Origin of the sequence: Mesorhizobium sp. M4B.F.Ca.ET.214.01.1.1 (assembly GCF_004791545.1) — a bacterium.
Lineage (GTDB): Bacteria > Pseudomonadota > Alphaproteobacteria > Rhizobiales > Rhizobiaceae > Mesorhizobium > Mesorhizobium abyssinicae.
In genome coordinates this window covers 140,576-166,616 of the sequence record NZ_SRUX01000007.1, presented here as the reverse complement: position 1 = coordinate 166,616, position 26,041 = coordinate 140,576, and the positions used below count along the sequence as shown (strand labels likewise).

General features: G+C 60.7%; 29 protein-coding genes. 10 read left to right on the top strand and 19 right to left on the bottom strand.

Annotated elements, in window-relative coordinates; genetic code table 11:
- Positions 1-12 precede the first annotated feature (12 nt).
- Together EN857_RS15955 and EN857_RS15950 are read right to left on the bottom strand one after the other, a co-directional pair.
- Positions 13-1,578 carry a bifunctional aminoglycoside phosphotransferase/ATP-binding protein gene (locus EN857_RS15955; protein WP_127282014.1) on the bottom strand — a complete coding sequence of 522 codons (1,566 nt, stop codon included), beginning with the start codon at positions 1,576-1,578 and terminating at the stop codon, positions 13-15.
- 47 nt (positions 1,579-1,625) lie between these two features.
- Positions 1,626-2,024: a cytochrome c gene (locus EN857_RS15950; protein ID WP_127282015.1), complete on the bottom strand. Its 399-nt coding sequence runs from the start codon at positions 2,022-2,024 to the stop codon at positions 1,626-1,628.
- 176 nt (positions 2,025-2,200) lie between these two features.
- On the opposite strand from EN857_RS15950, the gene EN857_RS15945 reads away from it, so the two are divergent.
- On the top strand, positions 2,201-3,037 hold the full coding sequence (locus EN857_RS15945) for a universal stress protein (RefSeq protein WP_127392835.1): 837 nt from the start codon (positions 2,201-2,203) through the stop codon (positions 3,035-3,037).
- 45 nt (positions 3,038-3,082) lie between these two features.
- On the opposite strand, the gene EN857_RS15940 is transcribed toward EN857_RS15945, so the two are convergent.
- The 8 genes from EN857_RS15940 to EN857_RS15905 form a co-directional block, all read right to left on the bottom strand.
- The gene (locus EN857_RS15940) at positions 3,083-4,279 is read right to left on the bottom strand and encodes an HlyD family efflux transporter periplasmic adaptor subunit (protein ID WP_135858857.1); all 1,197 of its coding nucleotides are present in this window, start codon (positions 4,277-4,279) and stop codon (positions 3,083-3,085) included.
- Positions 4,280-4,283: 4 nt separating this feature from the next.
- The gene (locus EN857_RS15935; protein WP_127392834.1) at positions 4,284-6,647 is read right to left on the bottom strand and encodes an FtsX-like permease family protein; all 2,364 of its coding nucleotides are present in this window, start codon (positions 6,645-6,647) and stop codon (positions 4,284-4,286) included.
- Positions 6,648-6,651: 4 nt separating this feature from the next.
- On the bottom strand, positions 6,652-7,359 hold the full coding sequence (locus tag EN857_RS15930; RefSeq protein ID WP_187331231.1) for an ABC transporter ATP-binding protein: 708 nt from the start codon (positions 7,357-7,359) through the stop codon (positions 6,652-6,654).
- A gap of 89 nt (positions 7,360-7,448) precedes the next feature.
- Positions 7,449-7,883, bottom strand: coding sequence for a pyridoxamine 5'-phosphate oxidase family protein (locus tag EN857_RS15925; RefSeq protein WP_127282018.1), 435 nt, complete (start codon positions 7,881-7,883; stop codon positions 7,449-7,451).
- An 11-nt stretch (positions 7,884-7,894) separates the two neighbouring features.
- Entirely contained in the window at positions 7,895-8,614 is a 720-nt protein-coding gene (locus EN857_RS15920) for a phosphoribosyltransferase family protein (RefSeq protein WP_127282019.1), read from the bottom strand.
- Between the two features lie 3 nt (positions 8,615-8,617).
- Complete coding sequence (locus tag EN857_RS15915) at positions 8,618-9,046, bottom strand: DUF2267 domain-containing protein (RefSeq protein WP_127282020.1); 429 nt, start codon at positions 9,044-9,046, stop codon at positions 8,618-8,620.
- A 120-nt stretch (positions 9,047-9,166) separates the two neighbouring features.
- Positions 9,167-9,943, bottom strand: coding sequence for a hypothetical protein (locus EN857_RS15910; protein ID WP_245478242.1), 777 nt, complete (start codon positions 9,941-9,943; stop codon positions 9,167-9,169).
- A 21-nt stretch (positions 9,944-9,964) separates the two neighbouring features.
- Complete coding sequence (locus tag EN857_RS15905) at positions 9,965-10,513, bottom strand: Spy/CpxP family protein refolding chaperone (RefSeq protein WP_245478241.1); 549 nt, start codon at positions 10,511-10,513, stop codon at positions 9,965-9,967.
- Between the two features lie 143 nt (positions 10,514-10,656).
- On the opposite strand from EN857_RS15905, the gene EN857_RS15900 reads away from it, so the two are divergent.
- Positions 10,657-10,884: a hypothetical protein gene (locus tag EN857_RS15900; RefSeq protein ID WP_127282021.1), complete on the top strand. Its 228-nt coding sequence runs from the start codon at positions 10,657-10,659 to the stop codon at positions 10,882-10,884.
- Between the two features lie 74 nt (positions 10,885-10,958).
- Here the strand turns inward: EN857_RS15900 and EN857_RS15895 are convergent, their stop codons facing one another.
- Positions 10,959-11,498: an Hsp20/alpha crystallin family protein gene (locus tag EN857_RS15895; RefSeq protein ID WP_127282022.1), complete on the bottom strand. Its 540-nt coding sequence runs from the start codon at positions 11,496-11,498 to the stop codon at positions 10,959-10,961.
- A gap of 359 nt (positions 11,499-11,857) precedes the next feature.
- Here EN857_RS15895 and EN857_RS15890 point away from each other — a divergent pair, with 359 nt between their 5' ends.
- Positions 11,858-12,196, top strand: coding sequence for a phasin family protein (locus tag EN857_RS15890; RefSeq protein WP_127282050.1), 339 nt, complete (start codon positions 11,858-11,860; stop codon positions 12,194-12,196).
- A gap of 40 nt (positions 12,197-12,236) precedes the next feature.
- Positions 12,237-12,596 carry a cytochrome c gene (locus EN857_RS15885; RefSeq protein ID WP_127282023.1) on the top strand — a complete coding sequence of 120 codons (360 nt, stop codon included), beginning with the start codon at positions 12,237-12,239 and terminating at the stop codon, positions 12,594-12,596.
- A 39-nt stretch (positions 12,597-12,635) separates the two neighbouring features.
- Here EN857_RS15885 and EN857_RS35745 read toward each other — a convergent pair whose 3' ends face one another.
- Entirely contained in the window at positions 12,636-13,052 is a 417-nt protein-coding gene (locus EN857_RS35745) for a lipoyl domain-containing protein (RefSeq protein ID WP_245511330.1), read from the bottom strand.
- Positions 13,053-13,227: 175 nt separating this feature from the next.
- On the opposite strand from EN857_RS35745, the gene EN857_RS15875 reads away from it, so the two are divergent.
- Both EN857_RS15875 and mgtA read left to right on the top strand, forming a co-directional pair.
- Positions 13,228-14,040 (top strand): universal stress protein, encoded by an 813-nt coding sequence (locus EN857_RS15875; protein WP_127310000.1) that lies wholly within the window; start codon positions 13,228-13,230, stop codon positions 14,038-14,040.
- Positions 14,034-16,709 carry a magnesium-translocating P-type ATPase gene (mgtA, locus tag EN857_RS15870; RefSeq protein ID WP_245493248.1) on the top strand — a complete coding sequence of 892 codons (2,676 nt, stop codon included), beginning with the start codon at positions 14,034-14,036 and terminating at the stop codon, positions 16,707-16,709. Before EN857_RS15875 ends, mgtA begins: the two co-directional genes overlap by 7 nt.
- Before the next feature lie 70 nt (positions 16,710-16,779).
- Here the strand turns inward: mgtA and EN857_RS15865 are convergent, their stop codons facing one another.
- On the bottom strand, positions 16,780-17,247 hold the full coding sequence (locus EN857_RS15865) for a DUF2231 domain-containing protein (protein WP_127390799.1): 468 nt from the start codon (positions 17,245-17,247) through the stop codon (positions 16,780-16,782).
- A gap of 117 nt (positions 17,248-17,364) precedes the next feature.
- Positions 17,365-17,760: a hypothetical protein gene (locus EN857_RS15860; protein ID WP_135858855.1), complete on the bottom strand. Its 396-nt coding sequence runs from the start codon at positions 17,758-17,760 to the stop codon at positions 17,365-17,367.
- A gap of 12 nt (positions 17,761-17,772) precedes the next feature.
- Here EN857_RS15860 and EN857_RS15855 point away from each other — a divergent pair, with 12 nt between their 5' ends.
- Genes EN857_RS15855 through EN857_RS15845 form a run of 3 tightly spaced genes read left to right on the top strand, consistent with a single transcriptional unit; the run spans position 17,773 to position 20,104 of the window.
- The gene (locus EN857_RS15855; RefSeq protein WP_245478069.1) at positions 17,773-18,099 is read left to right on the top strand and encodes a PepSY domain-containing protein; all 327 of its coding nucleotides are present in this window, start codon (positions 17,773-17,775) and stop codon (positions 18,097-18,099) included.
- Positions 18,096-18,761 carry a response regulator transcription factor gene (locus tag EN857_RS15850; RefSeq protein ID WP_127282029.1) on the top strand — a complete coding sequence of 222 codons (666 nt, stop codon included), beginning with the start codon at positions 18,096-18,098 and terminating at the stop codon, positions 18,759-18,761. The genes EN857_RS15855 and EN857_RS15850 overlap by 4 nt, the downstream gene beginning before the upstream one ends.
- The gene (locus EN857_RS15845; RefSeq protein ID WP_127308696.1) at positions 18,761-20,104 is read left to right on the top strand and encodes a HAMP domain-containing sensor histidine kinase; all 1,344 of its coding nucleotides are present in this window, start codon (positions 18,761-18,763) and stop codon (positions 20,102-20,104) included. Before EN857_RS15850 ends, EN857_RS15845 begins: the two co-directional genes overlap by 1 nt.
- Positions 20,105-20,111: 7 nt before the next feature.
- Here EN857_RS15845 and EN857_RS15840 read toward each other — a convergent pair whose 3' ends face one another.
- From EN857_RS15840 to EN857_RS15830, 3 genes are all read right to left on the bottom strand, one after another.
- Positions 20,112-20,576, bottom strand: a complete 465-nt coding sequence (locus tag EN857_RS15840; protein WP_245478070.1) for a hypothetical protein — start codon at positions 20,574-20,576, stop codon at positions 20,112-20,114.
- Between the two features lie 447 nt (positions 20,577-21,023).
- The gene (locus EN857_RS15835) at positions 21,024-21,533 is read right to left on the bottom strand and encodes a nucleoside kinase (protein ID WP_127308697.1); all 510 of its coding nucleotides are present in this window, start codon (positions 21,531-21,533) and stop codon (positions 21,024-21,026) included.
- 305 nt (positions 21,534-21,838) lie between these two features.
- Positions 21,839-23,257 (bottom strand): LuxR C-terminal-related transcriptional regulator, encoded by a 1,419-nt coding sequence (locus tag EN857_RS15830; protein ID WP_245493249.1) that lies wholly within the window; start codon positions 23,255-23,257, stop codon positions 21,839-21,841.
- Positions 23,258-23,524: 267 nt separating this feature from the next.
- Between EN857_RS15830 and EN857_RS15825 the strand changes: the two genes are divergently transcribed.
- Positions 23,525-23,788 carry a hypothetical protein gene (locus EN857_RS15825; protein WP_245478071.1) on the top strand — a complete coding sequence of 88 codons (264 nt, stop codon included), beginning with the start codon at positions 23,525-23,527 and terminating at the stop codon, positions 23,786-23,788.
- On the opposite strand, the gene fixJ is transcribed toward EN857_RS15825, so the two are convergent.
- Positions 23,785-24,399, bottom strand: coding sequence for a response regulator FixJ (fixJ, locus tag EN857_RS15820; protein WP_127284842.1), 615 nt, complete (start codon positions 24,397-24,399; stop codon positions 23,785-23,787). The genes EN857_RS15825 and fixJ overlap by 4 nt on opposite strands.
- Entirely contained in the window at positions 24,389-25,942 is a 1,554-nt protein-coding gene (locus EN857_RS15815; protein ID WP_127284841.1) for a PAS domain S-box protein, read from the bottom strand. The genes fixJ and EN857_RS15815 overlap by 11 nt, the downstream gene beginning before the upstream one ends.
- Between the last annotated feature and the right edge of the window lie 99 nt (positions 25,943-26,041).

Sequence of the window (26,041 nt, the reverse complement as noted above, 5' to 3'; positions counted from 1 at the left end):
GATAGCTTCTTCTTACGATGCTTCCTTCAAAGAGACGCTCCGAGAAGAGGAAGAAGCAGATAGCAAGCAATCCAGCAATTCAGCGGTGATGTCGGTGAGCTTTCGATCGGCCTCGACCCTGCGCCAGGTGGTCTGAGCTTCGCGACGCTGCAATTGCCGGGAGAGTATGTCGACAGTGGCGTCGGAAGGGCCACCCTTGCGCTCACTCACGCGCTGCCAGAGAACGAGCGCGTCCGCCGCCAACCAAAATCCGGCAAACGCGATGCCCCGCTCACGGGCGACCTTCTCAATCCGGTCACGGTCTATCTCTCGGTCGAATACGGCATCAGTGACAACGCAACCGCCTTGGGAAAGGATCAATTCGCTGCGCCATACCATTTGGCGATAGACTCGTTCCGACACGCCCGGTCGATAGGCCCTGTCCGGCAACGTCGTTTCGGCGGGCACCCCATGCATGGCTTTACGGATGCGGTCGCTCTCGACAATGCGCGCGCCAGGCGGCGCGCCGACATAGGGGGCGAGCGCCTCGGCGACGGTCGTCTTGCCGGAGCCGCTCAGGCCGCCGATCGCGATCAGCCGCGGAGGCTCGCTTCTGAGCAGAGTTCGGGCGAGTTCGAAATACGACCTGGCCTCGGCAACCAGCCTCTCGGAGTCGGAGCTGCCTTCCTCTACCTGCGTTGCAGTGACATGCGCGCGCACCGCGGCTCGCACCGCCATGAAAAAAGGCAGCAGGATGAACCCGTCCTCGTCGTCGGCTTCGTCTAGGTAGCGGTTCATCACCAGATTGGCGAATTCCGGAAAGCCCCGGTGCCAGAGGTCCATCAACAGGAAGGCGAGGTCGTAGAGTACATCGATGCCGGCTATCTTGTCATTGAATTCGATGCAGTCGAAGAGCCGGGGCCCGCCGTCGAACAGGCAGATATTGCGCAGATGCAGATCGCCGTGGCAGCGGCGGATCTTGCCCGCGGCCTCTCGCCGGTCGAGGAGGGCGGAATGGCGGGCGAGGGCGATACGAAAGGCCTCGGTGAACTGCTCAATCTCGTCTGTTTGAAAGACATGGCTGGTAGCAAAGCCGGCCGCGTTGATGTCGATCACGTCAGCGAGGTTCGATGACCCGCTGCCTGTGTGGATCTCCGACGCGCCGCGATGGTATCGCGCAATCATGCCCGCGACCGTCGTCAGCAGCGCGGGCGTCAGTTGGCCTGCGACCGCCATTCGATCGAGAAGCTTCGACTGGTCGAAGCGCACCATTTCGATTGCGGCATCAACCAGCTCTCCGGCTCCGTCGAACGCGAGCCTGCCGTCGATCCCTCGCGTGATCCGTCGCACACCCGCATAAAGGCCCGGCGCGGTCTTCGAATTGAGCTCCACTTCCTTCTCGCAGGCGGTGAGGCGGAGGGCAGGCGTCGAGAAATCGACATAGGGCAGCTTGACCGCTCGCTTGAGCTTGAAGGCGTGTCGGCCGACCAGGAAGATGCGCGAGATATGGGTTTCAACCACTTCCACTGGTCCGGTCTCGCCATATGTGGCGGGATCGAGCAGCAGCGCGCCCGCGGCTTCCTGCCTTTCAACGATCATTGCATGGCTCCTCTGCGCGGTGCCCGCGAGAACGTTCCACCTGGCGTCTATCGCTGCAGTGTCTGGACGTAGCCTGCCAGGTTGTGGATCCGTTCCGTGGTGACGATTTCTCCGGCGCTTGGCCCGTATTTCCTGACGTCATCGGGCAGGAATTGGCGGCCCCAGACCGGCATATCGCGCTCGCCATGTTCGGGCACCATGGTGCGGCCGTCGATCATGGCAAAGACGCGCCAATACGGAAATTCGCCACCATTGTTTTTCGAGAGACGCGTCAGGTCGGCCGGGCGCTTCATCAGTTCGTCGCCCAAGGGGCCGTCGCCTTTGCCATCGAGACCATGGCAGACCGCGCAGGAGTTCAGGTATTCCGCCTGGCCGTAGCTCATTTCCTGCGCAGTTGACGCATTGAAGGCCAGGCTTGTGGAAACTGCAGCGATCAGGAGCTTCATCTTCGTGTCCACCGATTGATCGGTTGAAGCTTACGCCTTCGGCGCGCGTCGCAGTTGATCGGGATCAATTGAGGCGCCGCAGATGATCTTTGATTCAGCTCAATGAACGCCGCGACCCATCTCGTTACGGTTGCAGGTGCAATTGAAGCCAAACTCAGCGGTCAGGAGCAGCTGCGATGTCATTCAAAACGATACTCACAGTCACGGAGCCGGGCATGAGTGACGTCGATCTGGAACTCGCTGCCGGCCTGTGCGAGCAGGTCAGTGCGCACCTCGCTGTTCTCGTGGTGACGCTCGCCGCGCCGCCGCCGGTAGGAGAGTTCGCAGTGGTCGTCTCAGAAGACTGGCTGAAGGAGCGCCAGGCAGATGAGAAACTCCTGAAGAAGAGAACAGCGGTCGTGGCGGCCTTCCTTGCTGGCCGCGCGCTTTCCGCCGATACCGTCAGCGCATATCCGGAAGCCGGCTGGGCCGACGAGACCATCGGTCGTCGCGCCCGGTATGCCGATATCACCATTGTGGGACCGGAAGTGCTTGCCGGCGAGACGCTGAAAAGCAAAGTGGTCGAGGGCGCGCTATTTTCTTCCGGAAAGCCTTTGCTGCTCATCCCCAAGGGTTCTAGGCCGACGCTGAAGCCGAAATGCGTAATGGTTGCGTGGGATACCCGCCTGGAGTCATCGCGCGCCGTTCGCGAGTCGCTCGACATGCTGATCGGCGCCGACGAGGTGCATCTCGCCCTGGTCGATCCTGTCGAGGGCGAAACCCATCACGGGGCGGAACCTGGTGCCGATGCCGCAGCCTATCTTGCCCGGCACGGCGTCAAAGTCACGGTCGACCGTCTGCCGAGTGCGAACCACTCTGTCGCTGACGTTCTTCGCCAGCACGCAGTCGATTGTCGCGCCGAGCTGTTGGTGATGGGCGCATACGGTCATTCGCGGTTGCGTGAACGGATTTTCGGCGGCGTCACCAAATCGATGCTCGAAGGCCCGTCCCTGCCAACCCTTCTGGCGCGCTGATCAACGAAAACACTTGGACCGGCCCGTTTCTGCGGTCGGCCAGGGCTATTGACGCCTCTCCACCGGGCCACCATCGCCAAGGGTGTCGGACGGGTGGACGACAACGGCAGCGCCGGGCTTCAGACCCGTCAGCACCTCGGCGACATCGTCATTCATGTGCCCGACCTGCACTGCCACTTGCCTAGCGCGACCACCGTCAGCGACAAAGACGTTCCACCGGTCGCCGTTTCTGAACAGCGCGCCGATCGGCACCTGCAGGCATTGGGCGCACGCCCAGACTGTCATTTCGACAAAGACCCGATATCCGTGGCCGAGCCGGACGTCGGTGTCTTCCAGATCCAGAACGACCGTAACCCTCTGCTCCTCGATGCCAAGCGCGGAAACCTTGGTGAATGCCGCTGGATCGACGCGTCTCACCGTCGCACGCAACCCATGATCGCCGCCCCAATCGCTGATCTTAGCCCCTGTCCAAGGGGCAATGCGAACGGCATCACTTGAAAGGAGGTCGACAGCGATTTCCAGATCGTGGACGTTGCCGATCTCGGCGATCTTGGCGCCAGCCGCTACCGCTTGTTCGCTCCTTGCCATGACGGCAAGAACCGTTCCGTCGATGGGTGCGAGAAGGTTGACGCAGCAGCTGTCACCGGTCGGGTCCGACGGATCGGGCTGCAGCAGGCGAGCCTCTGCGTTGGCAAGTTCGGCGTTTCTGAGCCGAATGACTGCTTTCGCCGCATCCACCGCGGCTTTCCGCACGTCGACTTCGTTGGTGAGCTTCTGCAAAGCGCTCTCCGAGACAAAGCCGGATCCGAACAGTTTGAGCGCGCGGACCAATTCGTCCTCGGCAAGCTTCAAAGCCGATTGCGCGCGCTGCAATTCGACCTCTGCAACACCGACACCAGCGCGCGCTGCATCGCGGCTGGCGAGCAATTCGGCTTCCGCCCGCCGGTCGATCAGTGGTGGGTCGAGCGGATGGATGGCAGCGACAACAGTATTGTTCGCCTTCACCACATCACCCTCGTTGACCACCGTGCGCGTCAGATGGCCCGCAATCGGCGCCGATACTGTGTAGACGTTGCGCACCCGCGTCATTCCTTCCTCTCGGACCGTGACTCGCATCGGCGCTGCGGCAACTTCAGCCAAATCCACCAGCGTTGGCGGCTCGCGCAAAGCCCAGCCGAAACCTGCAATCAACACAAGCGCGACAAGCGCGAGTCCGAGGCGTTTCATCCAGATCGACTTCATCGGACTAATCCCTTGTCTTGAGGACACGCACGAGATCCAGTCGGTCGATGCGACGCCGCACAATCAGTGCCGACAGCGTGGCCACTGCGAGCACGACCAGGCTGGCAAGCGCGAAAGTCGAACGGTTGACCACGAACGGTATGCGGAAGAGATCGCTTTCGAAGCCCCTGACCACCGACCACGAGAAGAGATAGCCGAGCATCCAGCCAAGAGGCTGCGCCAGAGCCACGATGGCTGCCAGTTCTATGAGCAGGACGCTCGAAACCTCGCTTCTGGTGAAGCCGAGCACGCGCAAGCCGGCGAGTTCTCGGGCGCGCTCGGAAAGCTGAATGCGGGCCGAGTTGTAGACAACGCCGAAGGCAATGATGACGGCAAGCGCCGTGTAGACGGTGGTCATGATTGTGATGTTCTCTCCAATCGTCTCACGGAAGCGCTGACGCGATATGCCCTGCAGCGCGATCGAGGCGATAGCCGGCGTTTGTTTGACGGCGCTGTAGAGGTCGCCGAGGCGTGCCGGATCGATAGCTACCCTGACCCCGGAAATGCGTGGTCCGCCGCCAACCAGCCGGTCGAGTGCCTCGGTCCGCATGTAGACGGCGAGCCCGACATAGCTCTGGACAATGCTGGTCACGGGAACGCGGACCATTTGATGCGCCCGTTCGAGCAGTTCGACCTCCGCCAAATCTCCAATTCGCAGGTCGAGTAGCGATGCGACCCTTTCGGATAGCGTGAGGCCGGCCGGTGGCGGATCGATCGGAGCGAGATCGAGATCGAGAACCCTGGCGAGATCGGCCTTTGGCGGAACACTGGAGATCACCAGCCGGCGCTCGCGATGGCCGTGGCGCAGGATCACAGCCGTTGCCCGGAACGGTTCGGCGCGCAGCACGCCAGGCATGGCGGCGACCGACTGCAGGGCGCGTGTTGATTGCTCCACACCGAATGACAAGGTCGCGTCCTGCCGCTCGGCACGGAAGAAAACCGTGTCGACCATGAACGCTATGGAATCGAAAGAGAACAGCGCAGTGACCAGCAGAGCGACGGCGAGTGAGGTCCCCAACGCCGTCAGCAAGGAGCGCAAAGGCCAGCGCAGCAGATGTCTGAACGCCATGATGGTCAATTGCGAAAACGCTGAAAGGAGACGGCCCTCGCCCGTGAGGAAGCTCTGGTATAGGGCCGGTGCAGGTGGTTGCATGGCGACCGCCGGCGGAAGCGTGATGACGCTCCAGATCGCCCGTGCCGCGCCTAACAGGGCCGCCAGTGCGCTTGTGGTGGCGGCGACGGCATAGAGGTCGAGACTCTGCTGGAAGATGAGGAAGGGAAAGGAGAAGAACCGCGCATAAAGCGTGGTGAGGCCGTGGCCTAGCCAATTGCCGGCACCCGCGCCAATAGCGATGCCGATCGATGCGATCACCAGCGTCAGCTTTCCATAGTGCCAGCCGATTGCCCCCGATCCGTATCCAACGGCCTTCATCAACCCGATCTGTTCGCGCTCGAGCACGATCAACCGTGACAGGATCATGTTGACCAGGAAGGCGGACACAAAGAGGAACACCGGGGGGATGACGGTGGCCATTGCACGGAGCTGGATCAGCTCATTGTCGAGAAATGCATGCGATATCTGGTCGGTGCGCCCATGCGTCCCGATTCCTCCATATGGCTTCAGGATACGATCGACTGCGTCCTCGACCGCCTGGATGCCGGCACTGCGCTGGGTGCGCACGGCGACATCGTTGAATGCGCCATCCATGTCAAAGATGCCGGCAAGTACGGTTCGGGGCATGAAGAAGACGCCGAAGCGCCGCGGGTCTGGCACCATGTCGCCAGGGCCGAGCGCGTAGATGTATTCGGGTGTAAGTACAATGCCCGTGACGGAAAGCGTCCGCTTGCGGCCGTTCAGGATGGCATCGAACGTGCTTCCGGGCGCCATGCGGCGCGCGGTCGCGAAACGCTCGGTCACCGCTACCTCGCCGGGCCGTCCGGATTCGGGCAGCCGGCCGTTGCGCAGGTAAAGTCTGTTGACAGCAGGCTCGCCGCGATCGGGGATGGAGACGGCAATGGCGGTTGCCGGCTCCGCCATGCCAGGCATGTCCAGCAAAACCGGCTTGACGATACGCAATTCGATGCCGCTTATCCCCGCGATCGATGCGATGCGCTCGCGAAGATGCAGCGGCGCGCGCGTCAGCCCGGAAAAGACGGTGGCAAACCTGTAGCGGTTGTAGAATGCGTTGCGGGTTTGCTCCAGCGAGCGATAGCCGCCGACGGCGATGACGATCGTCGCGACGCCGCATGCCATGACAAGCGCAATGGCGAGGACTTGCGCCCACATTCGCAGCAGATCGCGCAGAAGTTTGCGATCGAGAACCGACACGACGCTACCAACTCACGTCGGCGGGCCGTGCCCGCTGGTCGTTGATGGCGACATCGGCAATGCGACCGTCCCTGAAAGTGAAGACGCGATGCGCGATCTGCCGGATACCGGCATTGTGGGTGATGATGGCCATCGTCGTCTTCATCTCCTCGTTGATCCGCGACAGCGCCTCCAGGACCAGAACGCCCGTCTTCGAATCCAGGGCGCCGGTGGGCTCGTCGCACAGCATCACTTCCGGCCGCTTGGCGATTGCCCGGGCAATCGCCACCCTTTGCTGCTCGCCGCCGGAGAGCTGGGCGGGGAAATGCGTCAGGCGGTCCTTGAGCCCGACCATCTCCAGCGCCTCCTCGGGTTTCATCGGGTTGGACGAAATCTCTGTGACCAGCGCGACGTTTTCCCAAGCGGTCAGGCTCGGGATCAGATTGTAGAACTGGAACACGAAGCCGACGTGAGCGCGCCGGAAGCGGGTGAACTGCCTCTCTGAGAAGGTGGTCAGATCCTGGTCGCGAAAGTGCACCTCGCCTGCGGTCGCGCGATCAAGCCCGCCCATAATGTTGAGCAGAGTCGACTTTCCGCTGCCCGATGGCCCAAGCAGGACGGCGATCTCTCCCTCGTACAGATCCAGATCGACGCCACGCAGGGCGAACACCTCGATCTCGCCGGCGTGGTAAACCTTGGTCACCCCATGGGCAGAAAAAATCGGAGTTTGCATGCCTTGCGGTCCTGTGGAACGCATCGACTGTTGTGGCATTCGCGGCCGGGCACCTTGACGCTCATCAAACAGTGCCTTCTCGGGGCGGCTTACTCGCTCGCCGCCCGGCCTGACACCTGCTCGATGAGGATCCGGAAGAAAACGTGCGGCGCACTGTCGGAGGCGGGAGGAATGACCGGTTTGAGCGCACCCGGTTCCCACCAATCGGGGTGCTTGCTCAACACCGACCATGCATGATCGCGCGGGAGCTGATCACGTAGTTCTTCATAACGGCCGTCGACAATTACGCTTCTCCATCCTCGCCCTTGGCCGTGTTCGTCCACCTGGACCGACACAAGCGGGTTGGTTCGCATCCAGTCAATCTTCTTGCCGGGCATGGAAAATGCATAGAGATGATTGTCCGCATGGGCGTAGTAGAACGGTACGACGTAGGGCTGTCCGTCTTTTGCGCAAGCCAGATGGCCGACACGATTGGCCGTGAGCAATTTCGTGCATTCCAAGGTAGAGAGTGTGCGGACCAGCATGGACCGACCTCCTACTTTTCTGCGACTGTTTCGCGCCGCTGTTTCTTTGTCGCGATGATCTGTTTTTGCTTCCCGCGCTGCCTGGCACTTTGCGACCGGGCCGCTTTGTCCATCGCGGAGACGACGTCTCCGTCGGACAGCTGCCGGAAGCCGAGATAGTGTTGACTGAGAGCATGAAAATGCGCCGGTTGACTGAGGCAAACAATCCAATCCGCTTCGCAGGCAAGCTCAGCCAAGGTGTCCGGGGGCGCCACGGGAACGGCCACGACGACCTCTCGAGGCGAGCGTCTTTTGAGGGCACGGATCGCGACCTTCATCGTCGTGCCGGTCGCGACGCCGTCGTCGACGATGATTGCGGTCTTTCCAGCGATCGACAACGGCGGATGTTTTCCGCGATAGGCAAGCCGCCGGCGCTCCATCTCGGGCCGCTCTCTGGCGATCAAAGTGCGAAGTTGGTCATCGTCTAGCGAGTAGGCTTCGACGATGTCTCGATTGAGCACGACATCCGGAGGATTGCCATCGACGATCGCCGCAACAGCCAGTTCGGGGTTCCCCGGCGCTCCCACCTTGCGCACGATAATCAGGTCAAGTGGGGCCCTGAGGGCCTTGGCCACTTCTGCGGCGACAGGAACGCCGCCCCGCGGCAATGCCAGCACGACAGGCTGATGCAGCCGGAGCTTCTCCAGTTCGATGCCGAGCTTTTGTCCGGCTTCCTGACGGTCGCGAAACATCGGTCAACCTTCCGGCCACAGATGACGGAGCGACGTCTTCATCGAATTGCGAACCTGCACGATCTCGCCATGCGAAATGTGACGGTCGAGGAGCTTGAAGACCGCTTTGATCGCCGTATCGATATCGACGCCCGGTTCGTAGCCAAAGCTGTCCCTGACGCTGATGACGAAGTCGCGCTTCTTTCGTTCCGACACGGGTGCGTCCGACGGCTTCCAGCCTTCGAAATAGACACCCCTGATAAGCGTTGGCAGCTGAGCGGAAAGGTCGGCCATTTCCTCCGGCGACAGCCAGTTCCGCAACGTGTGAAGGACGGATTTCAGAAACCGGTATGCGTTCCGTTCATTCCAGCCCAAGTCCCGGGCGAGCTCGCTCACCCATTGCTGCGCCTGCTCGGCCGAGTGGGTAAGACTTGCAGTCGAAGTGTGGATCATCAGGGAACTCCTTCATCTCCATACGGGCATGTTAATGCATAAGAAGACTCTCGCATTGAGCCGCATCAAGTTGCCGGCGAAAAGCTGAGTATGTTCCCCTTTTATAATGGGATGATCTTCCTACTCTTGGTCTGCCGTCCTTCCTTGACGTTGGCGGGTGAAGGGTTGACCTGCCTGATCCGATGTCATGCTGACCCCGTTGCCACCTCCCTCCCGTTGCGCGCTCATCTTTGTCGATATCGATGATCGAACCTGCCGAGACTGCATCGCCAGGCCATCCATGCAGCGAATGAAGTTGTCCGCAATGGTCTCGGACGGAGCAGGCAGGATCTTGTAGGTCCTCATTTCGGCACCCGGTTCCGAGCGGGAGAAACTCAACTCATAGTTTCCGGCAAGCACGGCGTTGAGGAAGGGAGCGGCAAACTCGGCGTTCTGCGTCGTCGCCATTATCGTACCGTCATCATAGGTTTCGTAGTTCAACTGGCCCAGCGAACTGAAGGTCGCGGAATTGAAGTTCGCGTTCGCAATCTGCGCGAGGTCGGCTCGTTCGACTGCCACAATGTCGGCCACACCCATGAGAAAGCCGGCCAGCACCGCCCCGTCGGCCTTGGTGTATCCGCCAAGCGTTATGAACTTGACGAGTTCGCGCGATGGCGGGCTGCTGACATCGAGGATGATCTCGCAAACCCTGGCCTCTTCGGTCTCTTCGGTCCTGTTGCCGTAGACAACTTCCGTTGGAAAGATCGTCGAGCCAGATGCATGGGTCATGCCGGGCGCAGCCAGTGCCGCCAGAAAGCCCAGAAGTCGAAACACGACGAGGTTGCGCCAGATTCCTGCGCAGATTGCCCGCATCGGCGGCTCGCACGATGGATATCCCACTCCGCTCTCTATGGCCATGTCTCCTTCAGCGAATGGAGACTATCTGAACATCATTCCATGCCCGAAGCCGCCCGACAGCCCCATGCCCATCATCGGCAGGACGATCTCGTCGGCTGCCTTCTTCTGCTGGTCGCTCAGCGTCGCGTACAGTTTCTCAACCGCCGCCCTGATCGATTTCACCTGTTCGAGGCGTGCTTCGAGATGGGTTTGCTGGTAGGCGAGCCGCTCGGGCAACGGCTTCTTCAGGAAGTCACCGTCATGAAATTCCTGCATCATACCGCGCATCAACTCGTTGTGTGCCTCGGCCGTGCTACGGATGACGCCGGCAAGCTCATCCCAGGCCGGCGCCTGTTCGTCCGTGATTTTCAGTTCCGTCTTGAGGAAAGCAACTCGTCCGTCAATGCGATCGAGCATCTCGTCTGAGTCAAAGCCGCCCATCGGGCCGCCCATGCCCCATTGGCCCATCATCATTCGACTCATGCCCCAGCGGGGCCACCAGCCGGAATCATCGTCGGCACCGGCCATTGCAGGCGCCACTGAGGCGGCCAGCATGAGTCCCGCTGCCAGAATACTGGGCAAAGTGCGCATCAGAGCCTCCTTCAGGCGAGCTACTCCATTTGCCCACAAGCCATATGATTGGGGATGCCGGCATTGATCTCGGTCAAAAAGAGCTAGGCCCGGAGCGCTCTCGAGAGTAAAATATGCCAAGTTTCCATGCGTTGAGGCATGTCATGGACCGCTATATCGCGCGCGCCAATATTGCGCATTTCGCGGATCTTCTTCGATATGAGGTGGACGCCGAGCGACGCCGCGTGATCGAGGACTTGCTGGCGCAGGAGCGCCAGAAGTTGGAGATTGCTGAAGCAAAAGCGCGCAAGCAGACCCATGCCGCCAATCCGGCCGAAGGCAGTGAACTTCCGGTTCGAATGGACGAGCAGAGACGGCGACGCCCTGCTTGAGCGGCGCCGGTGTCGATTGCTATGCCCATCGCCTCAAACGCCGGCTGGGCGTTGAGCGGTGACCGAACTTCATATCAAGCGGCCTTGACTGTGATCTTCTTCTCGGCCTTCTGGGCTTCCGCGGTCTTGGGCAGCTTCACCGTCAGCACGCCCTTGGCGAAGGTCGCATCGATCTTGTCGGCGTCGACGCCTTCAGGCAGCTGGAACGACCGCTGGAAGGAACCATAGCGACGCTCGGAGAGATAGTAGTCGTTGTCCTTCTCTTCCTTTTCCTCCTTCTTCTCGCCTTTGAGCGTCAGTATGCGATTGGCGAGCTTGATCTCGACGTTCTTCTCGTCGATGCCGGGCAATTCGACTGTGATCTCATACTCCTTGTCCTTCTCGACGAGATCCATCGCCGGCGCGACCAGCCAGTCCGCATTGCGCAGCGCCGGCAGTTCGCGACCAAAGAGGGAGCGTGTCGAAGGCAGGCGAAAGTCGAACGGATGAAAATCGTCGAAGAGCCGGTCGATTTCACGCCGCAGGCTTTCGAACGGACCAGTCCAGTTGCCGGCTGGGGCCGGCGCAGTGCTCTTTTCTGTTTTGACAGGCAGTTTGGTGGCAGCTTCGGCCATGGGTCTTCTCCTTGCGAGCGAGTTGATCGGCAGGTACCGCCGCCTCGACCCGTCCACCCCTCCAGGGAAGGGGCGCCAGAGCCCGAGGTCGGCGGACCGCTCGCCAGGAACCCTTGCCGAGTTGGTTCATCGCTTCGCGAATCCGCGCTTTCGGCGCGATCCTCCGCGCCCGCTTCGCCAAAGCCGGTAAACCTGACGAGGGCTGCATCAAAGCACCTCGCTGACGGAGCCGTATTGATCTGGGTCAAGGGTTCCGCGCCTGGGTACTGCGGCAAGGTGATACATTGATCTCGATCAACGACGTTCCGTCGGCTCGGGTTAGCTTTCTTGAAATACCCATGACGAACGGAATGGACCCAATGACGATGACCAATGGCCAGAAGTTCCTCTTTGCCGCGGCCGACCTTCAGGCGACTGCTCTCAAGGCCGTCATAAGTTATCAGATCGAAACGCTTTCCTTCCTCAAACGCCGCTGCGAGCAAAACGTCAAACTGATCGATGATCTCTTCGCTGGTGGCGAGTTCGTGGACGTTTTCGATGTCACCAGCAATTTTCTGCAGAACGCGACCTCAGCTTATGCGACCGAGGCCGGCAACTTCGCCCGTGTTGGGTCGCGGCTCACCTCGGACATGGCCAGACGCGTGCGCAGGCAAGCCGAGAGCGCCATCGAAGACATCGCGGCGAGCACGGCAGCGTGATCGGCTATCGAGGAAGTACAGCTATGGACAAAACCACCGGATGGGTATTGCGATGAACCCGCCACGGCTGAGCCGGCTTTCAGCATCTGCTCTCCATGTGGTGACCCTTGCTGCGGCACTTGGCCCGTCCGGCGGTTGCGCAAGCGCCGACCCGGTATCGCACGGGAAGGCATTGGTCGAAGCCAATTGCGCGCGCTGCCACGCCATCGGAAGAACGGACAAAAGCAGCCACCCCGACGCGCCTGCATTTCGCGTCTTGTCGCAGCGCTATCCGATTGTCGATCTCGAGGAGGCGCTGGCCGAGGGCATTTCAACGGGCCATCCCGACATGCCAGAGTGGGTTGCCAGCCCCGATCAAATCGACGCCATCCTTGCTTACATCGAAAGCCTCCAACGGTAATGACCGCTGCGGCCATGACGATCTTGAGCCGATCTGCGGCTAGCCTCCTCCTAGGAGGACGCAACCGGTCGGCGGCGCGGCCAGGCGACGGGGTGTTGGGTCTGCAGTGGCTACGCTCTTGAGACTATGGTTGAGGGGCGCGCGCAATTGTCGGCGTGAGGCGTCGCCCGCCTCACGCAGATCGGGACCGGGTTCGATGACGGCATTCGCCGCGGCGACAATCGTCGCGCGGCCGGCTGCAGGCGAGACAATCTCGTGCAGCGCATCCTCGACTCGAATTTCTGCTATCCGATCGCCAGCCCTTACCGCGTCACCGCTGGCAATGAACCAACGCTCCAAGATACCCTCGGGCAACATGCTGGATGCCCATAACGCCTCATCGGCTTTGATATATTCCATCGCAATTCTCCTTCGCGACTGCACGATATTCCCTTCACCAAGGTTGGCCTTGATCATGATCAAAGGACAGATCGAGCGCGAGTGATCGCGTCGGGTGGCCCACCTTGCAGAGGTTCTTGCCGTCGCCCGGGGGGTAATCGAAAGGCGTTGCGTTTTGACCCGCGTCAAGGCGACGGAGGCTGGCGGATGCACTTCATCGAACGTCGACATCTTCACCGAAGGGCGCCCCGCAATGTCTTACAAGTCGATCATCGTTAACCTCGCTGTGGATGCATCTCCTGCACCCATTGTGAAACTGGGCGTCGAACTGGCCGAGCGTTTTGGAGCGCACCTTATCGGCCTGGCGGCTGCAGATGTTCCGCCGCTCGTCGCCACCGGCAGCGGCATGGTCTACGAAGGCGAGATCTTGCAGGTCCAGCGAACCGAGATCGAGAAGCGGCTTGCGGAGCTGCGTGCCGAATTCGAGAAGCTGGTTCCGGCATCGGTGAGCAGCGAATGGGGGCAGGCAGTCAGCAGTCCAACCCGCTTCCTGAGCGTTTCCGCCCGAGCCGCCGACCTCATCGTTACCGGTGGTGGGGATGGAGAAGATGTCTTCCGTGCCGTGGATGTCGGGAGCCTTGCGCTGGGAACAGGCCGACCAGTCCTCGTCACCGCAAGCAATGTCGAACATGTCATGGCACAGACCGTGCTGGTCGCCTGGAAGGACACCAGGGAGGCGCGACGGGCGATAGCCGATGCATTGCCTTTCCTGGCCGTGGCCAACGAGGTCATTGTCGCCACCATCGATACAGACCGCAGCGAGAGCGCCCGATACAGCCTCGCCGATGTCGCGGCTTATCTCGAAAACCATGGCATCATGCCGCAAACCGAACTGCTGGCTGGCGAGGCGGAGGGCGACCGGCTGGTTGCGTTTGCGCGTTCAATCCATGCCGACCTGATCGTCTCCGGCGCCTACGGCCACAGCCGCCTGCGGGAATGGGCCTTTGGCGGTGTCACCCGCTCGCTGATCGAAGACAGCAGCATCAACCGCTTCATGTCATGCTGATGGTTTCTGGTATCGTGCCCGGCGAAGTCGGCCAACAACCCGTCCCCGCACCGACGGGAATTGTTGACGACGACGCCTTTTGGTCAATGGAGATCAATGATCTTCTGCGACGCCTCAAGACGTCGGTCTCTGGGCTTGGCACCTCCGAGGCCGTATCAAGGCTGTCGAAATTCGGCACAAACACACCAGCATCGCAGTCAGGCACCTCGATACTAACAGTGTTCGTCCGCCAGTTCCGTAGCCCGCTTGTCCTGATCCTCATTTTCGCGGCCGCCGTGTCGGCCTTCGTCGGTCAGAGCCAGGAGGCTGCGATTATCGGCGCGATTGTGCTGGCTAGCTGTGTCCTGAGTTTTACCCAGGAATACGGCGCGTCACGTGCGGCAGAGGCGCTCAAAGGGCGCATTTCGCGCAAGGTCGCAATCCTGCGTGACGGCGTCGAGCGCTCGATCGGAGCCGAAAAGGTTGTGCCCGGCGATGTGATCCGTCTCTCGGCGGGAAACCTTGTTCCCGCTGATGGCATCATTCTGGATGCGCGCGATTTCAATGTCAGCGAGGCAGTCCTGACCGGCGAGACGTTTCCAGTTGTAAAAGCGCCGGGCCGGTCGGCGCCGGGCGCTTCCGTCGCACAGCGCGCCAACGCCGTCTTCGCAGGGACGTCGGTCCGCAGTGGCACCGCGACTGTGCTTGCGGTGGCAACCGGCCAGCGCACCGAGTTCGCGTCAATCGCAGCGGCCCTCGAACGACGTGTCCCGGAGACGGACTTTGCCCGCGGGATCAGGCTTTTTGGCTATCTGATGACGGAGATCATGCTGGCGATTGTCATCCTGGTGTTCTTCGCCAATCTTCTTCTCCATCGGCCGCTGATAGAATCGCTGTTGTTTTCGCTGGCGCTGGCGGTCGGCCTTACGCCAGAACTCCTTCCGGCGATTATCAGCGTGACGCTGGCTCGGGGTGCTCACGCCATGGCGGCCAATGGCGTCATCGTTCGCCGTCTCGACGCCATCGAGAATTTGGGCAGCATGGACCTGCTCTGCACCGACAAGACCGGAACGCTGACGGAAGGGATCATTCAGCTCGATGGATGGCTCGATCCCGATGGCAACTCATCGGCGGATGTCCTGCTCTGGGCGCGTCTCAACGCGACCATGCAGACCGGTTTGAAGAACCCGCTTGACGAAGCGATAGCCGGCACGCAAGGCGGGGACGCAAGGTTGACCGCCTTTGCGAAGGTCGACGAGATTCCCTACGACTTCATCCGTAAGCGCCTTTCCGTTGTCGTGCGGACCAAGGACGCCGAAGACCTCCTGATCACAAAAGGCGCAGTGCAGAATGTCCTGAACGCCTGTGGGTTTGTTCGAACCGCAAAAGGGTCACAACCCTTGGACGACACGCTTCGCGCCGCAATCGACGAGAAGTTCCGACGATGGAGCGCGGACGGCTATCGTGTCCTGGGAGTGGCAATCCGCCACATCAAAAGCCAGGGCGCCGGATCTAGGAAGGAGGAGACCGATCTGACGTTCGCTGGCTTCCTGCTCTTCCTCGATCCGCCGAAGGACGGCGTCATGGAGACGCTGGCGGCACTCGCTCACCGCGGCATTACCGTGAAGGTCATTTCGGGTGACAACCGTTACGTCACCGCGCACCTTGCTGACGCACTCGGCCTGCGGGCTGACAGGATCATGACCGGTGAAGACCTGTCGAAACTGACAAAGAGCGGACTTTTCGCAGGCGTCCAGCAGACCGATCTCTTCGTGGAGATTGACCCTAACCAGAAAGAGCGCATCGTTCAGGCTTTGCGCAGCTGTGGCCATGTTGTCGGCTATCTAGGCGACGGCATCAACGATGCGCCCGCGCTGCACGAGGCGGACATCGGCATCTCCGTCGACAGGGCTGTTGATGTCGCCCGCGAGGCCGCCGACATCGTCCTCCTCAAACAGGATCTGGACGTGCTCGTGCGCGGGATTGACGACGGCCGCAAGACGTTCGCCAACACGATGAAGTACATCTCCATCACGACCAGTGCCAATTTCGGCAACATGATCAGCATGGCCGTCGCGTCGCTGTTCCTGCCTTTCCTGCCGCTCCTGGCGGCACAAATCCTGCTCAACAATTTCCTGTCCGACATTCCTTCGCTGGCCATCGCCACCGACAATGTCGACCGGGACCAGCTGCGCCGGCCGCGCCGTTGGGACATCAGCTTCGTCAGGCGATTCATGGTCGGCTTTGGCCTGGTCAGCTCGCTGTTCGACCTTGCAACCTTCGCTTTCCTGCTGCTTCTTGCGAATGCGACGGCGGCTACGTTCCAGACAGGATGGTTCGTCGAGTCGCTGCTGACAGAACTCGCCATCGTGCTCATCGTGCGCACGCACAAGGCGTTTTGGATGAGCCGCCCCAGCCCGCTGCTTGCCTGGCTTACGCTTGCTGTCGCGCTTGTCGCGATCGCGATGCCCTACGTTCCCGTCGCCGCAAACTTCGGCTTTGTGCCTCTACCTCTGCCTGTGCTTGTCGGGCTCATCGCCATCACCGGGGTCTATCTATTGGCCTCGGAGATGACGAAGCGCTGGTTCTTCGAACATGAAAACAGACACCAGCATCGATCAAGGGCGGGGCGCGCCTTCGGCGGGACCATACCCCATTCAACCAGCATCAAATCAGAGCCGCATGGCTGAGGTCGGGAGCATGGTGGGGAATGCAGGCACTTTGCCTATCGACAATTGTCGACAGGCTTGGAGACAGGCCTCAGCCGCCTGTGGCGGCTCTGGCCACATTCACACCCAGATCATAGACAAGCAGGCCGCCGTAGTAGGCGGTGACGGTTACAAGTGCCGCGCCTGCAACTTCGATTACAGGAACGGCGATCGCCAGGGATCCCAACTCGCGATTGCGGACCCACAATGCGAATCTGACGACCCCCCAGGTCAGAAGGGCAAATGCCGTGATTCCGCCAGGGCTTTCGTGCGTCTCCGCTATGGCGCTGCTGAAGCCGGCAGCTTCGGCATGGTCAAGCGCCAGTCCGCCGTAGAACCAGGTTCCTGTGGCGAAGACTCCTGCTGCGAGCGCAACGAAAGTGGAAATCGTGCCCACGCCCGAGCGTCTCGTCACGGCATTGCTGCTCGCAAGTGCCACGAGGTCGAGGACCACGAGCGTGTAGATGAGCACAATTGGAAAATGAACGAGGATGGGATGGATATGCTGGATTGCGATCATCAGAAAAAACTCTCCGGAGACGGGCTTGGAAATTGGCGAAGCGAAGGGGACTCGGCGTTGGAGACGAGCTGCGGGGCCTGGCGTCAATGATGCCCAGGCAAGATTAGGTCGGTGATTTCAGTCGTCTTCTCCCAAGCCGTCGTCGTCATCGGGGCTGTTCAAAGCGGCCTTGTCCGAGGTGAGACCGTCGCCGCATTCGTCGTCATCGCCCACGCCCCTGATGGCCTTGGGGCCGGTAGCATCCTGCATGGGGATAGCGTCGAGATTAATCGGTCCGGGCTGCGCGGCGGAAGACGATGCGCTGCATGAGCCTTCGTCCGATCCAGCAGCCGCCGGCGCGGCAAAGATGGTCAGGGTCCCAAGTGCTAGGAGCAAAAACAAGGAATTGCGCATGGTTTCGACGTCCTTCTCGGCGCTGCCATGATTGGCGGCCATCCTGCCTTGATAGAGAACTCTTGCTTGCAGGCAGCTGAGGATGGTTGACAGCGGATTGAAAGCTTCGACGTGCGACAAGCCGAGTTCATGATGGCCAGCTTGAAGCGCCTCGCTATCTTGGGCCTGACCGCGTTTGTCCTGGTCCAGCCGGTCGGCACGCACGCCGACGAGGACGACGATGGCGACCACGACCGGGCGCGCGACCTTTATGAGCAGGGCGAAATAAAGGGCCTTGCCGATATTCTCGACATCGTACGCACGCAGGCCCCGGGCGACGTCGTCGCGGTCAAGCTCGTGCGTAGAGCCAACAAATGGGTCTACCGGTTCCAGGTCGTCGGCGCCGATGGCCGGCGAACGATCGTCGATGTGGACGCCGGTGCCGGTGTCATCCTGCGCGACGGGGAGGGAGACAGATGAAGATCCTCCTGGCTGAGGACGAGGCCCGCATAGCTGCCGATGTCGCGACTGCTCTCAGGGCATCCGGAATGGCTGTCGATGTGGTGCACGACGGCGAAACTGCCTGGTTCGCTGGCGATGTGGAGAACTATGACGCTGCCGTTCTGGATATCGGTCTCCCCAAGCTCGATGGTCTTACTGTCCTGAAGCGCTGGCGGGCCAACGGGCGCCGGTTTCCGGTTCTCATTCTGACTGCAAGGGGGATGTGGACGGAGCGTGTCGAGGGCATTAATTCCGGCGCTGACGACTATCTTCCGAAGCCCTTTGAAATGGAAGAACTGCTTGCCCGGTTGCGGGCAATCCTGCGTCGCTCGGCTGGGCAGGCGGCACCCGTGTTGAAGTCCGGGCCGTTGCTTCTTGACACCCGCCAGATGCGCATCACTCTCCGTGGGATACCCGTTTCGCTTTCGCCGCTGGAATACCGGCTCCTGGCGTTTCTGATGCATCACGCCGGGAGGGTGGTGGCGCCGACCGAACTTGCCGAACATCTGTACGATTCAGGTAACGACCGCGATCCGAACACGATCGAGGTCATTGTAGCGCGGTTGCGACGGAAGCTCGGCAGCGATGTCATCGAAACACGACGCGGGTTCGGGTATCTGATGCCCGATGATCCCGCCTGATGGGCAACTCGATCCGCTTCCGGCTGTGGTTGGCGGCAACCATCTCGATTCTTGTCGCACTCGCGATCGCCGGCGCCGGCTTGCGCTATTTGTTCGAACTTCACGTCGAGCGGCGCGTGGTGGGCGAACTAACGGTCGACCTCAACGAACTCATCGGCGCAACAACTTTCGCCAGCGATGGTCGCCTTGTTGTGGCCCCGGTGCTGACCGACCCGCGGTTTGCCAATCCACTCTCCGGCTACTACTGGCAGGTGGAGGACATCGCCACCGGCAGCTTTGAGCGTTCGCGATCATTATGGGACGCCAAGCTGCTCCTCCCTGCCCGGAGCGCAAGTGGTGGGCTGCGAACCGTCGAGGAGTTCGCGGGCCCGGGCGGAGAACTCAGTATTGCGGTCGAGCGTACGATCATCGATGCTGGAGGCCACTCCTTTCGTGCAATCGTGGCGGAAGATCATCGAACCGTTGAGTTGTCTGTAGGCGAATATGTTCGCGATCTCGCTCCGGCTCTCTTGATGCTCGCTGCAGTCCTAATGGCCGCGTTTTTCATCCAGATCACCATCGGCCTTGCTCCGCTGGAGACATTGCGGGTCGCCGTCAGAAACGTGATCGCGCAGCGAATGGCACGGCTCGATGTGGTGGCACCAAGCGAGGTGCAGCCGCTCGCGGACGAAATCAATCGTCTTCTCGATGCCCAGGAAAAGGCGCTTTCGCGAGCGCGCTCGCGTGCCACGGATTTGGCGCACGGCCTCAAGACGCCACTGCAAGTCCTGTCGGCCGACATCCGAGCGTTGCGCAAGAAAGGCGAGACGGATCTGGCCGACGAGATCGAGAAGAGCGCAGGAGCGATCCGGCGCCATGTCGAGCGGGAGCTGGCGCGCGCGCGCCTCGCGCCCGGCGTCTCCGGCAAGGCATCCTGCCTTGTGTCTGACGTCGTGGCTGGCGTCGTTGCAGTCGTCAAACGGATACCAAGCGGCAAGCAGCTTTCATTCAAGATGGACGTTGCGGAAGATCTAACGGCGCCAATCGACGAAGGCGACCTGTCGGAAATCCTCGGCAATCTGGTCGAGAACGCGGCACGCTATGCAAAGTCCTCAGTCCGTGTCGATGCATCGGAGGCAGCTGGAGAGGTGATTGTCACCGTCGCGGATGATGGCCAGGGTATTGCGGATACCGATCGGGAGTCCGCCTTGTCGCGTGGCGTCCAGCTCGACAGCAGGGGCGGCAGCAACGGCCTTGGCTTGGCCATCGTTTCCGACATCGTCGAAGCCTACGGCGGACGCCTTGCCATGGCTAACGCCGATCCGGGTCTGGCTGTGACCATTTCCTTGCCGCGACACGGTTGAGCCTGCTTCAGGCAAAGCCCGGGAAATAGTCGACCTTTATCTTCGAGCGGCGAACGCCCATCGCCAGCAGTTTCTGACGCAGCGCCTTGACCATCGCTTGCGGGCCGGAAATGTAGAAAGTGCGCTCGAGGTAGTCGGGTATTGCCAGACGTATCAGGCGCTCGTCGATGTAGCCGGGATACTGCCCGCGCTCGCCACCGCGCGCCACAGCGTGGACCGTCATTATACCAAGTTCCTGCCTGGCCGCGCCAAGCACGTCGCGATATGCGATGTCCTGCTGTCCCTCGGTTCCGTAGAGCATGACGATCGGTCGCCGCTCCTTGCGGTCGAGGAGATATTGCAACATCGAGCGGAAAGGCGTGATGCCGATGCCCCCGGCCAGGAAAGCGATCTTGGTTTCACGTCGGGCGGGCAGCGTGAAGTTGCCGGCCAGTTGCGCGGCGTGGATCGTGCTGCCTGGCTTCATGGTCATCAGTCCGCGCTTGAAGGCGCTTGATTGCGGATAGAATTTTACGCCGAGCCGGACCGTTTCCTCCGTCGGCGCCGAGGCCACCGTGAAATAACGGCGGTTGCCGCGATTGTCGGCACGATCGAGGCCAAGCGTCCATTCAAGATATTGGCCAGCCTCAAAGGCGAGCTTGCGCGGCGACCGGAAGACGAAGTCAAAGCTATCGACGGCCGATATTGAGCCTTGCAGAGGCGACCCATCTGGTACGCTTCGGATGCAATATCCCACGACCAAGCTGACAACTGGCTGTCAGCCGAGGGCGGGCTGCGAGGCGCCGTGAAAGCTCAAGGGATACGCAGGCTGCGGCCGGGTACAGAGTCTCAGCGCCGCTGGTGAGCCGTTCAGGCGACTAGCGTCTTCCCGTAATATTTTCGAATGCTTCCCCATCCTATTCGCGATGCGTTCAGGGCTTCAGGCGAGTTGAGCGAGGATATTGTCGACGACGCTTGGAACCGTACCCGCCGTGTCGATATCGATGCCGACGAGAAGATATTCCCGGGTATGATGGTTGCGCAGTACCAGCCGCCGCTCGGCCGGATCGAAACCTGGCTCATTCGGTCGCCCATCTAATCGTCGGTTCAAAGTCTCAACGTCTACGTCGAGCACAAAGACCTTGTCGAATAAGTCCAGGAATTTATGGAAATTGCGCGATCCGCCGCAGAAGAAGGTGGCAGGATGGGTCGTGTCGGCAGCAATGGCCCGGACCTTGTCGACGGGCCAAATCCAGTGCGCATATGCCCAAACGATGCGATCCTCGCCTTCGGGTGGTCCTGGCAATGCCTTGCCTGTTTCAGGGTCGCCGACATAGGCCAGGACCCAGTCACCGTGGACGACATGATAACCCCGCCGCTCCAGTTCGGTAGCGACAGACGTTTTTCCAGTGCCGGAACCGCCTTCGATCAGATAATTCTTGAGTCCCATAGGCCCGCTTATCATGTCGTTCAATCCGGCGAGAAGAAGCTCTCGCTCAACCGACCGCTTCAGCTAATCAGGGCAGCAATCGGTCTGCGGATCAATGGCGAGTGTAACGTAGGAGCGGAACATCGGTTACGGTGGAAGTGAGGGCACTTCTGATCGTTAGCTCGCGCCCAGCGCCGCCCCCGATTGACGACCATTCAAAAACTAACTCGGTCGCAACGGCAGCTTTGCATCCATGAGCGGTCATTCGCCGCTTGTGCTAAGGCTGCTGGCTCAGGAAAGCTGCCGGCCTCAGAAACGGAAAGAAGTTACGATAGACCCGCACGCCGGGAGCCCTCTCTGATTGCGGCAATGGCCACTGGATTGGTGACCGGGTACGTGTTGATGAACAGTTCGGGAGTGAAGCTCGGGAACTCGTCCTTCAGTCGCGCAGCTATCTTGGTGGCCCGCAGGGTTTCACCAAGCATCGCATGAGCCATTGCAAAGAACAGAAGCGTGGCGGGCGAGTCGGACGGGGACCGACGCAGCCCAACCAACGATTCCCGGTACAGGCCAAGGACAAAGCAGCAGCGCCCCAACATTCCAAAGTACCACGGAACATTAGGATTTAGCCGGATCGCTCGCTTGGCCAATTCGTAGCCATGCTTGGCGTCGCTCCCAACAAGAGCCAAGCTTCCTGCAAGCAAGGCAAGTGTGTCAGCGTTGTTTGGGGACGACGCCAAGACTCGCTCATGTTCTTCGACAGCAGCGTCGATATCGCCCTGCAAAGCCCGAAGATCAGCGAGCATTATTCGTGCGTAAATATCGGCCGGATCGAGGGCCAGCGCTTTCTTGACACATGCGCTCCAGCTCTCAATAGAGACAGAAACATCATCGGAAAACCCGTTGCAAGCATCCACAGCATGCGCAAGAGCCAGCGCGGTCCAGGCTCTTGCAAGACCCGGATCAAGCTCGACTGCACGCGTCAGTAGCCGTATCCCTTCCTTGTTCGAATCTCGGGTGAAAAGGTGCTTCTGCTCAAGGCCAAGCAGGTAGCAATCATAGGCTTGCAAACTTGTTGGTGGCCTCCGACGCACTGCATCGCGTCGCAGGTTGGCGAGTTGACCGTGGCAAGTAGCAACGACATTGATGACGTTTTCGGTCACGCTGTCCAGCATCGCAAACAGGTTTTCTGCGGACCGATCATAACGCGCTGTCCAAACATCAACCCCTGTGCGGGAGTCGACGAGTTGCACCCAGATGCGTACCCGCTGGCCCTCCGCTTGCACGGTTCCTTCCATCACATAGTCGGCACTCAACTCTCGTCCGATGGATCGAACATCATCGCGCCGCTCCTTGTATGAGAGCATTGTCTGGCGGGCTATCACGCCCAAGTCGGGGTAACGGGCGAGATCAACGATGATGTCCGCCGACAACCCTTCCGCGATACGCGTCCAGCGTTCTTCTCCACCGAGGTTGTCAAACGGGAGAACTGCGACGACAGGCGGCCCACACAGGTCTGTCGAACGGCGTTCGAATGGTAACTGGTCGAGTTCTTGGAGGCGGCGATCCGCAAGCAATGCAGCGAGCGCCACTTTGCTGCGAACGTCGAGTTTCCGATAGATCGCCGACAGATGGGTCCGAACCGTGGCCGGCGCTATGAAGAACATCTCGCCGATTTCACGATATGTCATCCCCTCAGCGAACTTTGTCGCTATCATCCGCTCCCGGTTCGACAGAACGGTCAAGGGATTGTCTACGACTCTAAGCATCGCCCTCAACCTCGAACCGCTGTCGGCGAGAAGCCAGATTTAGCGAGGGCAGAAAGTACTACAAATGCGGGCCGAAAACACCGCATTTGGGTGATTCCGTCTGGCGGCCCTGGCCCAAGCCTATGTCGACCGGCGCACTCTCTCCGCGGTTAGCATGGTGATCTAGTCGGGACAGGAGGCGTGTCAAATCGGCGGCCCGGCCTGCCGGGCGTCGGGGGCAGACCTTCGAATGCTTTGAAAAAAATGATTCAAGTCAAAGCGCGGGCCGACATTTCCCTCAATGGTGGCGGGATGTGGAATCCGATCGCAAGCGCTCCGTTTGGTCGAAATCTCGAACTGGCCGTTATCGACGAGGACGGCCTGCACGCGCTCGTATTCCCCTGCAGGAAGGTGCAGGAAGGCTGGCGGGATGCCGTCACCGGCGTGCGCGTCGACATCCGCCCAACACACTGGCGTGACTGGGAAGCAGAAAATAGGCAGGCGGGTTCGCTTCCCGCCCCGGCCTAGTGCTTGGAATCGGCGATCAACGCCATGCGTACCAGATGCGACAGGCTGCCGGCGCCCATTTTGCTCATGACGTTTGCGCGATGGATCTCGACGGTGCGCGGACTGATGCCGAGGTCGTAAGCTATCGACTTATTAGGCAGTCCCGACACCAGTCCGTCGAGCACCTGTCGCTCACGCTCCGACAGGGTCGATAGGCAATTTCGGATCTCGGCGGCTTGCGGGTGCGTTGCGACCGCCAGATTGCGGTTGTCCAGCGCTGATCGAATCGCATCGATGAGCACCTGATCGTCGAACGGCTTCTCGATGAAGTCGGCGGCTCCCTCCTTCATCGCCTGAACGGCGAGCGCAACATCCGCATGACCCGTCATCACGATTACCGGGACGGTATGTCCGCGTGTCCGCAGCTGCCGCAGGAACTCTATCCCGTCGATGCCGGGCATACGCACGTCGGTGACGATGCAGCCATCGATAGTCTTCGGCGCAGTCGCGAGAAAGGCGGTCGCGGACTCATGCAGGCGCACGGCAAAATCAGCTGTCGCGAGCAGGAAGCCAAGCGACTTGCGAACATCGACATCATCGTCAACCACATGCACGACATCACTACCGGCCATTGGCGACCTCTTCCTTCTCCACGACGCGCAAGGTGAACCGGAAAGCGGTTCCTCCGCCTGGCATTGGCTCGGCCCAGATATGACCGCCATGCGATTCAACAATAGTGCGACAAATCGACAGGCCGACACCCATGCCCTGTTTCTTGGTGGTGACAAAGGGCTGGAAGAGCTGGGTCGAAACCTCGGGCGCCAAGCCCGGGCCGGTGTCTACCACGCTCACTTCCGCCATTCCGTCGCTACGTGCGGTCGTAGCCACCCGCAACTCACGGCGCGGTGCCCCCTGCATGGCCTCGACGGCATTGCGCATGAGGTTGAGCAGAACCTGCTGGATCTGGATGCGATCGGTGAGCACGAGCTCGGCTGCCGGGTCAAGATGATAGCTGACGCGGACATCGGCCTCCCTGGCGCCGACCAGGGCTAGCGACGCGGCCTCTTCGATCAGCTTCGGCAGCCGTTCGACCTGTCGTTCGCTTTCACCTCTTGAAACGAAATCGCGAAGGTGCCGGATGACATCTCCCGCCCGCAAGGCCTGTTCCGCCGCCTTCTCGACGGCGTCCCTCAACATTGGCGCGTTCTCTTCCGTGCTTTTCTCAAGCAGCCTGCGACTGCCCTTCAGATAGTTGGTAATGGCCGTCAACGGCTGGTTGATCTCATGCGCAAGCGTGGAGGCCATTTCGCCAAGCGCGGTAAACCGCGCCATGTGAAGCAGCTCCTGTTGCTGCTCCTGTATTCTGGCTTCTGCCCGATGGCGTTCGGTCAGGTCGCGGCAGAAGCCGGTGAAGAAGCGTCCGGTTCCCGGATGCATCTCGCCGACGGAAAGTTCCATGGGAAAGGTCGAACCATCCTTGCGCATTCCGGTGACCGTGCGACCAAGCCCGATGATCCGGCGCTCTCCGGTTGTCAGATAGCGGTGCAGATAGGCGTCATGCTCGTCGCGATAGGGTGCCGGCATCAGCAGGCTGACATTCTGGCCTATGACTTCGCTCGATGCATAGCCGAACAACGTCTCTGCGGCTGTGCTGAAGGATTGGATGCGGCCTTGCTCATCGATGACGACCATTGCATCCGGCACCGTTGCCAAGATCGAACGCAGATGGTCCTCACGCAGCCGAAGTGCGGCATTCGCAAAGGACAGCTCGCTAACATCCGTGCCTTCGACGAAGATCGCAGTGACGCGGCCATTGTCATCCTTGATCGGCTGGTAGACGAAATCGAGGATGCGCTCTTCTGCGGGCTCATCGGGCCTGTTGCGAAGGACGACCTTTTCCCCCTGGCCTCTATGTGGCTCGCCGGTCTTGTACACCTCGTCAAGCCGTTCGAAAAACGCTTGACCTTCGAGCTCGGGAAGCGCCTCGCGCACCGGCTTGCCAATCACCTGCCTGTTGTCGATCAGACGTTGGTAGGCGGCGTTGGTCAGTTCGAAGACATGATCCGGCTCACGCACGAGGGCCATGAAGCCGGGAGCCTGCTCGAACATCTGTGACAGAACGGATTTCAGCTTCGTCCCGCCGACCGGCAAAATAGGCGCTTCGTCTTGGCTCACCTGAAGTCCTTGGATTCGGCCACTCTTGCAAGAAGGGCTAATTATCACTCCTGGCCGCTTGCGCCAAACCTATCGAGGCAAACGTCTCAGAACGAAAAC

Bases quoted from the DNA above. Each gene is read 5' to 3' on its own strand.
- EN857_RS15955 (WP_127282014.1), bottom strand. From the start codon at position 1,578: ATGATCGTTGAAAGGCAGGAAGCCGCGGGCGCGCTGCTGCTCGATCCC.
- EN857_RS15950 (WP_127282015.1), bottom strand. From the start codon at position 2,024: ATGAAGCTCCTGATCGCTGCAGTTTCCACAAGCCTGGCCTTCAATGCG.
- EN857_RS15945 (WP_127392835.1), top strand. From the start codon at position 2,201: ATGTCATTCAAAACGATACTCACAGTCACGGAGCCGGGCATGAGTGAC.
- EN857_RS15940 (WP_135858857.1), bottom strand. From the start codon at position 4,279: ATGAAGTCGATCTGGATGAAACGCCTCGGACTCGCGCTTGTCGCGCTT.
- EN857_RS15930 (WP_187331231.1), bottom strand. From the start codon at position 7,359: ATGCAAACTCCGATTTTTTCTGCCCATGGGGTGACCAAGGTTTACCAC.
- EN857_RS15925 (WP_127282018.1), bottom strand. From the start codon at position 7,883: ATGCTGGTCCGCACACTCTCTACCTTGGAATGCACGAAATTGCTCACG.
- EN857_RS15920 (WP_127282019.1), bottom strand. From the start codon at position 8,614: ATGTTTCGCGACCGTCAGGAAGCCGGACAAAAGCTCGGCATCGAACTG.
- EN857_RS15915 (WP_127282020.1), bottom strand. From the start codon at position 9,046: ATGATCCACACTTCGACTGCAAGTCTTACCCACTCGGCCGAGCAGGCG.
- EN857_RS15910 (WP_245478242.1), bottom strand. From the start codon at position 9,943: ATGGCCATAGAGAGCGGAGTGGGATATCCATCGTGCGAGCCGCCGATG.
- EN857_RS15905 (WP_245478241.1), bottom strand. From the start codon at position 10,513: ATGCGCACTTTGCCCAGTATTCTGGCAGCGGGACTCATGCTGGCCGCC.
- EN857_RS15900 (WP_127282021.1), top strand. From the start codon at position 10,657: ATGGACCGCTATATCGCGCGCGCCAATATTGCGCATTTCGCGGATCTT.
- EN857_RS15895 (WP_127282022.1), bottom strand. From the start codon at position 11,498: ATGGCCGAAGCTGCCACCAAACTGCCTGTCAAAACAGAAAAGAGCACT.
- EN857_RS15890 (WP_127282050.1), top strand. From the start codon at position 11,858: ATGACGATGACCAATGGCCAGAAGTTCCTCTTTGCCGCGGCCGACCTT.
- EN857_RS15885 (WP_127282023.1), top strand. From the start codon at position 12,237: ATGGGTATTGCGATGAACCCGCCACGGCTGAGCCGGCTTTCAGCATCT.
- EN857_RS35745 (WP_245511330.1), bottom strand. From the start codon at position 13,052: ATGATCAAGGCCAACCTTGGTGAAGGGAATATCGTGCAGTCGCGAAGG.
- EN857_RS15875 (WP_127310000.1), top strand. From the start codon at position 13,228: ATGTCTTACAAGTCGATCATCGTTAACCTCGCTGTGGATGCATCTCCT.
- mgtA (WP_245493248.1), top strand. From the start codon at position 14,034: ATGCTGATGGTTTCTGGTATCGTGCCCGGCGAAGTCGGCCAACAACCC.
- EN857_RS15865 (WP_127390799.1), bottom strand. From the start codon at position 17,247: ATGATCGCAATCCAGCATATCCATCCCATCCTCGTTCATTTTCCAATT.
- EN857_RS15855 (WP_245478069.1), top strand. From the start codon at position 17,773: ATGGCCAGCTTGAAGCGCCTCGCTATCTTGGGCCTGACCGCGTTTGTC.
- EN857_RS15850 (WP_127282029.1), top strand. From the start codon at position 18,096: ATGAAGATCCTCCTGGCTGAGGACGAGGCCCGCATAGCTGCCGATGTC.
- EN857_RS15845 (WP_127308696.1), top strand. From the start codon at position 18,761: ATGGGCAACTCGATCCGCTTCCGGCTGTGGTTGGCGGCAACCATCTCG.
- EN857_RS15840 (WP_245478070.1), bottom strand. From the start codon at position 20,576: ATGACCATGAAGCCAGGCAGCACGATCCACGCCGCGCAACTGGCCGGC.
- EN857_RS15835 (WP_127308697.1), bottom strand. From the start codon at position 21,533: ATGGGACTCAAGAATTATCTGATCGAAGGCGGTTCCGGCACTGGAAAA.
- EN857_RS15825 (WP_245478071.1), top strand. From the start codon at position 23,525: ATGATTCAAGTCAAAGCGCGGGCCGACATTTCCCTCAATGGTGGCGGG.
- fixJ (WP_127284842.1), bottom strand. From the start codon at position 24,399: ATGGCCGGTAGTGATGTCGTGCATGTGGTTGACGATGATGTCGATGTT.